The organism is Neobacillus sp. YX16 (assembly GCF_030123505.1).
Taxonomy (GTDB): Bacteria; Bacillota; Bacilli; order Bacillales; family Cytobacillaceae; genus Neobacillus.
The window spans coordinates 4,102,797-4,115,286 of sequence record NZ_CP126115.1; the positions used below are offsets into that span (position 1 = coordinate 4,102,797).

Consider the following 12,490-nt stretch of genomic DNA (forward strand, 5'->3'; position numbering starts at 1 on the left):
GATCCAATTGCCTCAACTACCGTTTTACTAGGAGTGATATATATGTCTGAAGATAAAAATGATCGTTACTTATCCAATTCTCTTGTTAGAGGTTTAGAAATATTAAAGATGTTTAATGGTGACATGCCCACACTTTCATTATCTGAAATAGCTAATAAGCTTAATGTTAGTCGTACAACTCCTTACCGAATCTTGTTCACTCTTCAATCCTTAGGTTATATCAGGCAGGATGAACTAACAAAAAGATATGAACTGACGCCTAAAGTCCTTGAACTAGGGTTCACCTATTTGAATACAATGCCTTTGTTAGACTTAGCACGGCCTTACTTAGAAGAACTCAGAGATAAAACGGGGTTATCAACACATCTCGGAATACTTGATGGTAATGAAGTTGCTTATATCGCAAGAGTTCCTGGAAAAGGTGTATCAACTGTCAATGTTACAGTTGGCTCAAGACTTCCTGCACATGCTACGGCTTTAGGAAAGGTATTGCTTGCATTTCAGAAAGAAGAAAAATTAACCGCCATGCTAAATGGGAATGAATTAAAGTCGTATACCGGTAAGACAAAAACAGAACTACTAGCATTAGAAAAAGAATTAACAAAAATAAAGAAAAAGGGTTATTCTACAAGCGATGAAGAATTTGAAAACGGAATATTTTCTGTTGCTGCTCCAATAGTAAATAAACAGGGTCATATTATTGCCGCAATTAATGTCGTAGCACCTGTGGCCGTCTGTAAAGATGATTTTATTACGGAAACAGTTATTCCTGTTTTACTAAAACAGGCAGACCAACTTTCTTCCTATTCAGGATATCACCAACATAATTAAGTTTTTGCAGGGGATATCGATATTCATTTCCATCTGCAGGAGCAATGAATATCGATATCCCCTCTTTCTTATTGAAGTTTGTTAATGCCAAAAGATAAACTTTTTCTGTATTACATCGAGAATAACACTCAATAAATAACCCACTATAGCAATCAGCATTACGGATGCTAATACATTTTCTTGAACGAGTGATGAAGACATAAAGCTTAGTAAATATCCCATTCCTTCTGTTGAACTTATCATTTCTGTTAATATTGAAATAATAAGTGCAAGTGGAAGTGCAATTCTCAAGCCCGTAAAGATAGATGGAGCTGTTGCAGGCAGCAATACCTTCCAAAACATGTTAAAATGATTGGCTCCCATATTCTGTGAAGCCCATACATAGATATGGTTTACCCTTAGTGCACCATAATAAGTATTAATAATAATAGGAAACAAGCATTCCAAAACGATTAAGAAAATCTTTGAACCTGAACCAATACCAAGCATAAAAACTAGAATAGGGTATAGTGCAACCCTAGGTATGGGATAGCCAATTGAAAGCATCGGCTGCATCAATTTATTCATAACATTAAATCGGCTCATCATGATTCCTAGCGGGACACCCATCACAGCTGCAATTGTAAATCCACTTAATACACGGACCATGGTTACCGACAAGTTATCCCAAAGCAGTGGTGACAAGGCAAGATCGTACGCCACCCCAATCACAACAAACATGGATGGGAATAGCCGTTCTGGCATAATACCAAATGCAGCAATAATTTCCCATACAATCAATAGAATAAAAATGGATTGATAGTCTAATACTTTATTCCAAATCTTTTTTATCATCCTTTCACCTCTTCAAGTCCCTAGTAAGTTCCTCTCATAATCAACTTGAGATTATGCTTTATTAACATCCCACCATAATACCCTGCCTCGAATGGTAAGTAACAGTTTATCAAAGATAAATCCCAGTAATCCGATAAATGCTACACCAGCAAACATATAGTCTGTTCTTCCCCCGAGATCAGCATTAAGAATCAAGAAACCTAATCCAAAGCCGTTTGCAGCGCCAATAATCTCTGATGAAAACATCATGACAAAGGTCAATCCTAATGAGACTCTTAATCCATCAAATATCTTGGGAAGTGTAACAGGAAATACAATTTTTCTTAATAATTGAAAAGTACTTGCTCCCATATTTTGTCCTGACCAAAGATAGACTTGCTTGATGGATTTTACACCATCTCTTGTTGCAACAAAGCATGGAAAAAACGCAGTTAAAAATATAATTAATATTCGAGTTGTATCTGATATTCCAAACCAAACCATTAAGATTGGTAATAAAGCAATCTTTGGTATTGGATTAAGAGTGTTTACAATTGGATCAAAGAATGTCCCTACTCTCCGATAATATCCGGCTAAGATTCCTAAAGTAACACCCACAATAACCACTAGCAAAAAGCCCATTAGTGATCTAAAAAGACTGGAACCGATATGATTTAATAAATCTCCATCCACCCAAAGTTCACCCATTGATTTAATAATCGCCAAAGGGCTGGATAAATAGGTTGGGAACCATTGAAAGACAGCTAGGAGTTCCCATATTAAAAATATGGCCAATAGCTCAATAACAGCAACCATTCGGAGAAGTTTATTATCCATTGACTACCTCCGATACAATTTGGACAGGTTTATGATGCTCTTGATGAAGCAGATCCCAAATTTGATTACGATAATCTCTGAATTCAGGGGATTTATAAAGATTTAAATCTCTAGGTCGCGGAAACTTGATATCAATTATTTCTGAAATAACAGCTGGTCTGCCGGAAAAAACAACAACGGTATCGCTTAAGAATACTGCCTCTTCGATATCATGGGTAACAAATAATACACTTTTCTTCGATTCACTCCATATGCGAAGCAATTCAACCTGCATTTCCTCTCTTGTTTGTGCATCCAATGCACCAAAAGGTTCATCCATTAACAAAACTTCAGGATCGAAAGCAAGTATCCGCGCAAGCGAAATTCTCTGTCTCATCCCGCCTGATAGCTGGGAAGGTAATTGATTTCGAAAATCCCATAAGCGCACCAATTTCAAATACCTTTCAACAATCTCGTTTTTCTCCTTCTTCGGCATCCCTTGAATATCTAATCCCCAAGCAACATTGTCAAATACATTCAACCATGGAAATAGGGCAGATTCCTGAAACATCATTCCCCTGTCTGGCCCGGGCTTTTCAACTTCTTTTCCTCTTACTTTTACTTTACCGGATGACTTTTCAATAAATCCCCCGACAATGTGTAAAAATGTGCTTTTTCCGCAGCCGCTTGGCCCCACGATACTAACAAATTTTCCTTCAGGGATTGTTAAACTTACATCTTTTATCGCAACTGTTTCTTCCTTTTTGGTGGAATAAACCTTTCTCAAATTCTCAATTTCCATAGCAGCGTTCTTTTTGGTCATTTGTACTCCTCCTATTAATAAATGCGAGGACAAATGTCCCCGCATTACTTATTCAGATGGCAACAACGAGGTATCAATTAAATCATCAAGATCTATCTTTTTCTCAATCCACTTATCTTTTAGCATAAGTTCCTGAACTTTCTCCCAACCATCCTTGTTAATATAGGCAGAACGATTATTGTCGGTCATGTTAACATATATTTTCGGGTCTGCTTGGACCTTTTTCGTTTTATCAATGATCTTTTGTCTCGCTTCTGGGCCATTTTCGTGGTAATACTTTACGATATTTGCATAGTCAGCTAAGAAATCTTTTACAGCTTGCTTATTTTCCTTAATAAAGTCTGGGTGTAAGAACATAACGAGGAAATCCTCATCGAAAGGAACACCTGTTTTAGAGGTAAAGATGGTTTTAAACTCCCCGCTCTCTTCGGCAGCTGCACCAAATGGCTGTGGAAACATCCCTAAATCAATTTTTTTAGATTTAACTGCTTCAGTCATGGCTGGAATTGGGGTGATTGCATATTTCACATCTTTATCCGGATCTAAACCAGCAGATCTCAGGGCACTTCGAACCCACATATCGGTTGGTGATTTGAAATCAGAAAGACCGATTGTTTTCCCTTTAAGGTCCTTAATGTCATTAATTTCTGATTCCTTTAATGTCATGAAAGCTGAATTGAATCCTACATCCGGTGTATCCTTAGACACAACAGCTACTACTTTCAGCTCAACCCCTTGAGAGCTTGATAGAATTGCCGCACCTTGTCCTAATGTTCCCCCATCAATTTGATCTGCTTGATAAGCATTTAATCTATCTGCATTTGCTCTAAATTGAGAGAGATTAAGTTTATATGTTTTTCCGAGATTAGGAGCCAACGATGGGTCTGCTTCAAATAGCCAAATTGGTTCTTCCGTGGCAAATCCGCCGCCAAAGTTAATTTCTACAACTCCACCGTCTTTCTTCTCTGCATCCCCAGAAGATTTTTCCCCGGAACACGCTGCAAGCATGAAGGTAAGTGTGATTAGACCGAAAAATAATAAGTACTTTTTCACAAAGAACAACTCCCATTCTTTCTCAAATTGTTAAACCCCTGACATCCCCCTACTTATTTCATCCCATTTGTTTCAATTTCAAATTTCATATAAATATGAAAAGCAAAAAAACTAGAGTTATTTCACTATCACTCTCCTTTAATGTTTTATATACAAAAACAAGTTTTGTTATATATACATTGTAATAACTGTTGGAATAGTAGTCAATCAATTTATTTGAAAATATATAATTTTCAGTCAACCATAAACAAGAAAAAAGTCTCCAGTTTCCTGAGACTTTTCTACTTTAAAGATATTCCATAAAGGTTGTATGATGGATATAATTTTCATTTACATGCTTTTTGATTGTTTGAACCGCTTTCTCTTTATCCCTTTCACGAAATGCTTCAATCAACTGGAGATGTTCATTTGTCCGCTCCTTATACCAAGCTGAATCAAATGGGCGTACAGTCCCTTCACCTTGTATTGATAAAAATGAAATCCGCATTGAAAGCCATAATGAGTCTGTAAACTTCTTCATAAAATAGTTTCCAGAATAAGAATAAATCATCTGATGAAATTCAATATTCAAATGAGTACCCCTAATAAAGTCATTCGTTTTTAAGGTTTTGATCATTTTCTCAGTGGACCATTCTAATTCTCTTATCCCGTCTTCTGTTATCAATTCGCAAGCTTTTGCAACAGCAAATGCTTCTAGAACTTCTCTAATTTCAAATTCTTGTTTTAACAATTCAAAGTTAATCGGAGCTATTTCCATTCCTATTCCGGGTTTTACCATCAACAACCCTTCTTGCTCTAACTTTCTTAATGCTTCTCGTACAGGAGTACGGCTACAGTTACACTTATTAGCCAAATCATCTTCCGTAACTCGATCTCCTGGCAATAATTTCCCTTCAATAATTGCATTTTTCACAATAAGAAAGATTGCCTCACGCAGTGGTTTTGATGAATAGCGTTCTAACTCTCTTTCAAAATGATATTGCTGTTTCTCCATTTAGATTCTCCTTCAATAAGCACCCTATTCAACTACTACTTTATTATACTCCAAGGTATTTGTGAAGAATTTCATCACTATTTAATAGCACATCAGGGGTACCTTCCCAAACAATATGCCCTTTATTCATGACCAACACCCGGTCCGCTACATCACAAGCAAGCCTTAAATTTTGCTCAACAACAAGTATCGATAAGCCTGTCTTTTTCAATTCCCTAAGTATGTCTGTTATTTGATCAATAATAACAGGAGCAAGACCTTCTGAAGGTTCATCCATTAGGATTAGCTGTGGATTGGTTATTAATGCTCTTCCGATTGCCAACATTTGCTGCTGGCCGCCCGATAACTCATTACCCATATTTTGTTCTCTTAGCTTTAACGCTGGGAACAATTCATATACCTCTTCAATTGTCCAATATTTCAAGCCTTTTTCTATATGTTTTATAGACCGGCTTGGCATTAGGAGGTTTTCTTTTACGGTAAGAGATGAAAAGACCCTTCTGCCCTGTGGAACTAATGCCATATGCATTTTTGAGATTTTATTTGCTGGTAAACCTTCTATAGAATGATTCTTAAAGCGAATCTTTCCTTTTTTCGATGGTGTTAAACCGGAAATAGTGTGAATCGTTGTCGTCTTACCCGCGCCATTTCGTCCTAAAAGTGCAACACACTCACCTTCAGAAACAGTGAAATTAACCCCTTGTAAAATATGGCTATTTCCATAATACGTGTGAACATCTTCTAAACTAAGCATGGTTTCGGGCACCTCCACCAAAGTATATTTCTTGAATCATTTCATTCCCGCGAACTTCTTCTGGAGTGCCTGATAGAATCGTTTCTCCATGATGTAAAACCGTTATCCGATCAGCAGTACTAAATACAACCTCCATATCGTGTTCAATCATTAATAATGTAACAGAACGAGGTATCTTTTTAATTAATTCTGTCGTCCTCACTGTTTCGGATGGTGACATACCAGATGTAGGTTCATCTAAAAGCAGGATTTTTGGATTCGCACAAAGGGCTAACATAATTTCTAGAACCCGTTGTTCACCATAGGACAAATTTTTTACTTTTACATTTCTTCTATCCTGCATTTCCCATTGGAGTAACATCTCTTTTGATTCTTTTTTTATATCAAAATACTCAGATAACCCTTTGAAAAATTTCATCTTATATGGCTTTTCAGATAGAATTGCTAAGTAAATATTTTCTTCAACCGTCAAATCATTGAACAAATTATTTTTTTGAAATGTTCTTGCCACCCCTAATTGAACACGTTCATGTGATGGTACATCCTTAATCGATTTTCCTTCTAAAAAAACATCCCCAGACTCAAACTTGAGCGTTCCATAGAGACAATTGATAAAAGTGGTTTTTCCGGCACCATTAGGCCCGATAATGACATGGCGTTCACCTGGCTGCAATTCTATGGTCGCGTCTTTTAAGACATGGATAGCTTTAAAGGATTTATTTAGCTTTTCCACTTTCATTAAGCTCAATGATCGTCGCCCCCTTTTTATCCATTAATATATTTTTCTTAGGAATCAGTTTTTTCCCGATTAATTGAAGTAATTGTAAGATTCCGCCGCGATTATAGAGAACAATTACAATAAATAGCAGCCCCATGATTAATGACCAGCGGTCCGTCATCGTACTAATATAGTTCTGGAGGAAAATAAACACACCTGCTCCAATAACTGGGCCAAACAATGTTCCTAAACCGCCAATGAAGACCATAATAAGCACAGTCGTAGCCATATGGACACTAAATAATTCAGGACTTGCGAACTGCGTTTTAAAAATGTATAAACCGCCAGCTAATCCTGCCAATCCTCCTGCAAACACATAGGCGATAATTTGGTATTTCTTCACATTATAGCCAAGTGCTATCATTCGCCCTTCGTTTTCCATAACCCCTTTTAGACCTTTTCCAAGCGGTGAGTTAACGAATAAGCGTAGAAAAAAATAAGATAGGATGAAAAAAGCACCGGTAAAATAGAACAAGCTTAATGGAGATACAAGCTCCATGAATCCAAGGTTGGGCTTAACCGATGTTCCAAGTCCATCCGCTCCTCCCCATAAGTCCGATTGGCGAAAAAAGAGAAATAGCATTTGGGTAATAGCTAATGTAATCATCAAGAAGAAGATTCCTTTATTTCGTACAGCTATTAATCCTGTTAATAGTGCAAAAATACCTGAGATGATAATAGCCGCCGGCAGCAGGATATAGATGCTTGTTACATATTGGCTTAATACTGCAACCGTATATGCACCAATACCGAAAAATGCACTATGTCCAAGAGATTGTAAACCTCCGTATCCCATAATCAAACCAAGGCTCATAGCAAAAATCGCCATAATTAACACTTCCGTCAACATAAATAGAACAAATGGTGAGATAACAAAAGGAAGTGTACAAACAGCTATAGCTAGTAACAATGTGACAATGATCGATTTTTTCATGATTCCACCCTTCCAAATAACCCTGTTGGCTTAAACATCAACACGATGACCATCACAACAAAAATCAATAATACAGACACATCAGGTAGATAAATTTTGCCAAAAGAATCAATAATTCCTATTACAATTGCACCAATAAATGCACCTTTCCAGCTTCCAAGACCACCTATTAGTACAATTACGAGAGAGTTAACTAATATCTCAAATTCCATTTTTGGATACATACCTAAAATGGGACCACTCAACACGCCCCCAATAGCTGCAAGTGCGGCTCCAAACAAAAATACTGCAGTGAAAATTAGCTTAATATTAAAACCTAAGGCACCCATCATTTCCATATCATCAACACCAGCTCGGACAATCATTCCCACTTTTGTTTTCGTTTCAAAGTACCAAAGAAGGACTGCACAAATAATACCAATTGCTATAACAAATAATCGATAGATAGGAAAACTACTTTCACTGATAGCAAAGGAAAAGTCCAAAATGGATGGTACCGGTATAGAAAGGAAGTCCCCACCCCAAATCCAGAGCGTAATATCTCCAATGACAAAGATTAGTCCCAATGTTAATAGGACCTGTGAAGCTTCGTTGCCATGAAATCTTGAAATTAGGAATTTTTCTAAAAGCAATGCCAACACTGTTACACAAATGGTAGAGAGAAGCAAAGCCAGCCAGAAATTCATCCCTCTGCTGACCATGGCATAAGCTACATAGGATCCAAAAAGGAAGAAGGAACCATGAGACAGGTTTATGATTCTCATTAATCCAAAGACTATTGATAAACCACTAGCCATTAAAAATAGCAGCATTCCATATGTTAATCCTGATAATGTATTGACGATAAAAAGATCCATGGATTCATCTCCTTGGTCGAAATATTTTTCTTTTTTAAAAGAGGCTGACCCTCTATTTGAGCCAGCCCTTTTTTAGTAGAAATCTAGTATTTTTTATATCCTACGTTTTCTTTAGGCATTTCGATATTTTCATATGTTTTGATTAATTCAAATGTAATTTCTCCATTCGTTTCTTTACCTTCAATAACATACATATTTTGAATTAATGTATGTGTAACAGGGTCCATTTTGATTGGACCACGCGGGCTATCAATAGTAAGACCTTTTTTCAGAACACTAACAAGCTTTTCACCATCTAGGCTGCCAGCCTCTTTGACCACTTGAGAAATTAATTTACCAGTATCATAGCCGTTGACGACATAGTTATCTGGAATTTTGTTGAATTTAGCTTGGTAAGCTTTCACGAATTTTTCATTGACTTCGTTTTCAAGTTCAGGGAAATAATTTGTAATCATTTTCCCGCCTACAACAGCATTACCAACCGCTTTAATATTGAACGGTGCATTTAACAATGAACCACCTTCTACCAGGGTGTATTTATCCTGTAACCCGAATTCTTGATACTGCTTAATAAAACGTGAACCATCTGCCCCTGGAATAAACATAAATACTGCCTCTGGCTTGGCATTGTCAATCTGCGTTAAATAGGAAGAAAAGTCACTTGTTCCAAGCGGTGCCCAAACAATGTCACTTACCTTGCCGCCCCCTTCTTCAAAACCAGGTATGAAATCGGTTACAATTTCATGTCCTGCTACGTAATCAGAGGCAATAATGACTGCATTTCCCCCTACTCCTTCAGCAGTGAACTTTCCCGAAATAGAGGCATACTGCCATGCAGAGAAACTTGTTCTCCAAACATAATCACTCTTTTTCTCCCATGACATGACGTCAGTAGAACCTACTACATTGATTAATGGGACCTTTTTGTCTGCATCTACTTTATCTCTTAAGGCTAAGGCGATACTTCCAACTGTACCACCGCCAACAATATTTACCCCTTGATTTAATGTTAATTGCTCATATTTACGAAGAGCTGCCTGAGGATCACCTGCATCGTCTTCAAAAATTAATTCAACTTTTCGGCCATCGATTTCTGGGTTTTCTTCAAAGTAAAGTTCAATACCTTCTTTAACAGGAGTACCCATTGAAGCAAAGTTTCCTGTTAGAGATAGAATGAATCCAAGCTTCACTGGATCCTTGGAATCCCCTTCGCTCACTCTACTATCATCCTTGGTGCTGCTATCAATTGCACTTCCACTACAAGCTGCTAAGAAAAGAAGACTAAAAACTGCTAAGATTTGAAAAAATTTAACCGCCGTTTTTTTCATTTTTCATGCCCCCTAATTTTTGTTGTTGCTAAAATAAAATATTTATATGTTAGGCTGCACGTTTTTCTTTTCTCATGTGAAGTGGACCCTATGCAAATTACTTAATTCTAATAGCTTACTTACTAAGTATTGTGCTTTGTTTCTTTTCAGCTTCTTTAATCAAACCACGCAATCTACTCGGGCTAACTGGCAGTTGATTGATAACAATTTCGAGGTCGGATAGAGCATCGACAATTGCATTTGCGATCGCTGCAGGCGGTGAAATGGCCCCTCCTTCTCCAACTCCTTTTACACCCAATGGGTTTCTTGTTGAAAGATGCAGCTGATGTCCCTTTTTAACAGTTGGAATCTCCATTGAGGTCGGAAGCAAATAGTCCATATACGTACCTGTTAATAATTGTCCGTTTTCGTTATAAACCACTTCTTCATATAATGCCGAGCCAATTCCTTGAGCTATCCCGCCTTGAATTTGCCCATCGACAATCATAGGATTAATGACGGTACCGCAGTCATGAACGACACTATAATTTTGAAGTTCAACAAAACCAGTTTCTTTATCTACTTCTACCTCAGCCACATGAACAGAGGAAGCAAATGTAACTGTAGGTGGAACAAAATAATGTGTGACCTGTAATCCTGGTTCAATTTCAGGAGGTAATGGCGGGCGGGCTGCCGGTCTAACTCTTTTAAAGATATCTTTTAACGTTAGGAAATGAGCCGGGTCATCCTTCGAAAAGATTTTACCTTCCTCAATTTCGATTTCATCAGGTGTTGTTCCCAGCATAATCCCGGCAATTGCTAGCACTTTTTTACGTAATTTCAACGATGCTTCGTGCATAGCAGACCCAGCGTTTACCGCACTGCGGCTTGCATATGTTCCTGCTCCAAATGGTAACACAGCAGTGTCGCCAACTTTAATCACAATATCATCCGGCGTTAGTCCAAGTGCATCTGCTCCGACTTGTGCAAATACTGTCTCATGTCCCTGTCCCTGTGGAGAAGCACCTAGATGGGCAATCACTTTTCCTGATGAATCAACACTCAATAATGCACCTTCAAATGGACCCGCACCTGTTCCTTCCACATAAGTAGAAATTCCGATTCCGATGTTTTTCCCAGCCTTTTTGAGTTCTTTCTGACGGTCACGGAATCCTTCATAGTCAACCATTTCCAAAGCTTGGTTCAACGCTGCAGGATAATCGCCGCTGTCATAAATAAGTTTTGCTCCATCTTTTACTAAAATCCCTTGGTCATAGGGCATTTCATGAGCCTGAATCATATTTTTTTTCATTACTTCTACTGGATCAAGCTTTAGTTTTCTGGCAATCATGTCGATGACACGATCCATTGTAAAAACAGCTTCAGGTCTTCCAGCTCCTCTAAATGGCACGTTCGGTGTTTTATTTGTTAAAACAATTCTTGATTTAATATCATAGTTTGGTATTTTATAAGCACCTCGTAAATGATAGGCAGTATTGTAGGCACAGGTAAATCCAAAAAAATTCACCGCTCCAGAATCTACAACAAATTCATCACGGAGACTGTGTATGGTCCCATCACTGTTATAAGCAACAATCACATCATGGACTTGATCCCTTGATTGCCGCGCACTTGTTAAATGTTCGAGTCGATCTTCAACCCATTTCACTGGACGATTTAATTGATTACTAATATAAGGGATAAGAATTTCTTCAGGATGTACCCCGCCCTTTGGACCAAAGCCGCCGCCAACATCTGGTGCAGTCACACGAATATTTTGTTCTGTCCAGCCTAAACAATGGGCAATGGTCGCTCTTACTTCAAATGGCAATTGAGTAGCAGACCAAACATGCATTTGATCGGTACGATTATCGTAATCTGCAATTACGCCCCTCGTTTCAATTGGGTTCGAAGAAAGTCTTGGCGTTTGGACCCTTGTCTTTAGAATACGATCTGCTTGCTGTTCTGCTTGTTTAGCGTCACCAATTGAAAGATGAAATTCCATTTGGATATTTCGTTCCACTTGTTCTTGAACGAGTGGAGAGTCTTCTTTCATTGCTTCATACGGGTCAACAATCGGTTTTAATTGCTCATACTCAACTTTTATTAAATCGGCAGCATCCTCCGCAATATAACGATTTTCGGCTACAACCACTGCGACTGGCTGTCCAACATACATTACTTTATCAACTGCTAAAACGCTTTCAGCATTGAACTGAATTTTTGGATTTATTTCTTTTGCAACATTGGGTGGTACGGCACTATGTGATTCGAATTGGGTAATGGGATTGATTTTTTCTTTAATGTCATCGCCAATCAGGATCGCATGAACACCAGGTAATTCCTTTGCCTTTAAAGTATCAATATAGCGTATTATCGCATGTGCCTGAGGACTGCGTACAAAAACAGCTTCAAGCATTCCATCTAATTTGATATCTGCTACAAATTGGCCTGTTCCTGTAACTAAGCGATAATCTTCCTTTCTTTTTATACTTTGCCCTACATATTTTTTCATTTTTCATGCCTCCTT

General features: G+C 37.9%; 12 protein-coding genes. 1 reads left to right on the top strand and 11 read right to left on the bottom strand.

What is annotated here, in order from left to right:
• Positions 1–42 precede the first annotated feature (42 nt).
• Complete coding sequence (locus QNH48_RS20070) at positions 43–831, top strand: IclR family transcriptional regulator (RefSeq protein WP_283951727.1); 789 nt, start codon at positions 43–45, stop codon at positions 829–831.
• A gap of 81 nt (positions 832–912) precedes the next feature.
• Here the strand turns inward: QNH48_RS20070 and QNH48_RS20075 are convergent, their stop codons facing one another.
• From QNH48_RS20075 to QNH48_RS20125, 11 genes are all read right to left on the bottom strand, one after another.
• Complete coding sequence (locus tag QNH48_RS20075; protein WP_283951728.1) at positions 913–1,665, bottom strand: ABC transporter permease; 753 nt, start codon at positions 1,663–1,665, stop codon at positions 913–915.
• 51 nt (positions 1,666–1,716) lie between these two features.
• Positions 1,717–2,481 carry an ABC transporter permease gene (locus QNH48_RS20080; RefSeq protein ID WP_283951729.1) on the bottom strand — a complete coding sequence of 255 codons (765 nt, stop codon included), beginning with the start codon at positions 2,479–2,481 and terminating at the stop codon, positions 1,717–1,719.
• Positions 2,474–3,283 (bottom strand): ABC transporter ATP-binding protein, encoded by an 810-nt coding sequence (locus QNH48_RS20085; RefSeq protein ID WP_283951730.1) that lies wholly within the window; start codon positions 3,281–3,283, stop codon positions 2,474–2,476. The genes QNH48_RS20080 and QNH48_RS20085 overlap by 8 nt, the downstream gene beginning before the upstream one ends.
• Positions 3,284–3,331: 48 nt before the next feature.
• Complete coding sequence (locus QNH48_RS20090; protein ID WP_283951731.1) at positions 3,332–4,336, bottom strand: ABC transporter substrate-binding protein; 1,005 nt, start codon at positions 4,334–4,336, stop codon at positions 3,332–3,334.
• Positions 4,337–4,622: 286 nt separating this feature from the next.
• Positions 4,623–5,330 carry a GntR family transcriptional regulator gene (locus QNH48_RS20095; RefSeq protein ID WP_283951732.1) on the bottom strand — a complete coding sequence of 236 codons (708 nt, stop codon included), beginning with the start codon at positions 5,328–5,330 and terminating at the stop codon, positions 4,623–4,625.
• Positions 5,331–5,373: 43 nt separating this feature from the next.
• The gene (locus QNH48_RS20100; RefSeq protein WP_283951733.1) at positions 5,374–6,084 is read right to left on the bottom strand and encodes an ABC transporter ATP-binding protein; all 711 of its coding nucleotides are present in this window, start codon (positions 6,082–6,084) and stop codon (positions 5,374–5,376) included.
• On the bottom strand, positions 6,077–6,823 hold the full coding sequence (locus QNH48_RS20105) for an ABC transporter ATP-binding protein (protein ID WP_283955830.1): 747 nt from the start codon (positions 6,821–6,823) through the stop codon (positions 6,077–6,079). Before QNH48_RS20105 ends, QNH48_RS20100 begins: the two co-directional genes overlap by 8 nt.
• Entirely contained in the window at positions 6,801–7,796 is a 996-nt protein-coding gene (locus tag QNH48_RS20110; RefSeq protein WP_283951734.1) for a branched-chain amino acid ABC transporter permease, read from the bottom strand. Before QNH48_RS20110 ends, QNH48_RS20105 begins: the two co-directional genes overlap by 23 nt.
• The gene (locus QNH48_RS20115; protein ID WP_283951735.1) at positions 7,793–8,653 is read right to left on the bottom strand and encodes a branched-chain amino acid ABC transporter permease; all 861 of its coding nucleotides are present in this window, start codon (positions 8,651–8,653) and stop codon (positions 7,793–7,795) included. Before QNH48_RS20115 ends, QNH48_RS20110 begins: the two co-directional genes overlap by 4 nt.
• An 83-nt stretch (positions 8,654–8,736) precedes the next feature.
• A complete protein-coding gene (locus tag QNH48_RS20120; RefSeq protein ID WP_283951736.1) occupies positions 8,737–9,981 on the bottom strand; it encodes an ABC transporter substrate-binding protein in 1,245 nt (414 codons plus the stop codon).
• Between the two features lie 115 nt (positions 9,982–10,096).
• On the bottom strand, positions 10,097–12,475 hold the full coding sequence (locus QNH48_RS20125; RefSeq protein ID WP_283951737.1) for a xanthine dehydrogenase family protein molybdopterin-binding subunit: 2,379 nt from the start codon (positions 12,473–12,475) through the stop codon (positions 10,097–10,099).
• Between the last annotated feature and the right edge of the window lie 15 nt (positions 12,476–12,490).

Excerpts from the sequence above, each read along its gene's own strand:
- QNH48_RS20120 (WP_283951736.1), bottom strand. The coding sequence starts at position 9,981 with ATGAAAAAAACGGCGGTTAAATTTTTTCAAATCTTAGCAGTTTTTAGT.
- QNH48_RS20115 (WP_283951735.1), bottom strand. The coding sequence starts at position 8,653 with ATGGATCTTTTTATCGTCAATACATTATCAGGATTAACATATGGAATG.
- QNH48_RS20100 (WP_283951733.1), bottom strand. The coding sequence starts at position 6,084 with ATGCTTAGTTTAGAAGATGTTCACACGTATTATGGAAATAGCCATATT.
- QNH48_RS20080 (WP_283951729.1), bottom strand. The coding sequence starts at position 2,481 with ATGGATAATAAACTTCTCCGAATGGTTGCTGTTATTGAGCTATTGGCC.
- QNH48_RS20075 (WP_283951728.1), bottom strand. The coding sequence starts at position 1,665 with ATGATAAAAAAGATTTGGAATAAAGTATTAGACTATCAATCCATTTTT.
- QNH48_RS20085 (WP_283951730.1), bottom strand. The coding sequence starts at position 3,283 with ATGACCAAAAAGAACGCTGCTATGGAAATTGAGAATTTGAGAAAGGTT.
- QNH48_RS20125 (WP_283951737.1), bottom strand. The coding sequence starts at position 12,475 with ATGAAAAAATATGTAGGGCAAAGTATAAAAAGAAAGGAAGATTATCGC.
- QNH48_RS20105 (WP_283955830.1), bottom strand. The coding sequence starts at position 6,823 with ATGAAAGTGGAAAAGCTAAATAAATCCTTTAAAGCTATCCATGTCTTA.
- QNH48_RS20110 (WP_283951734.1), bottom strand. The coding sequence starts at position 7,796 with ATGAAAAAATCGATCATTGTCACATTGTTACTAGCTATAGCTGTTTGT.
- QNH48_RS20095 (WP_283951732.1), bottom strand. The coding sequence starts at position 5,330 with ATGGAGAAACAGCAATATCATTTTGAAAGAGAGTTAGAACGCTATTCA.
- QNH48_RS20070 (WP_283951727.1), top strand. The coding sequence starts at position 43 with ATGTCTGAAGATAAAAATGATCGTTACTTATCCAATTCTCTTGTTAGA.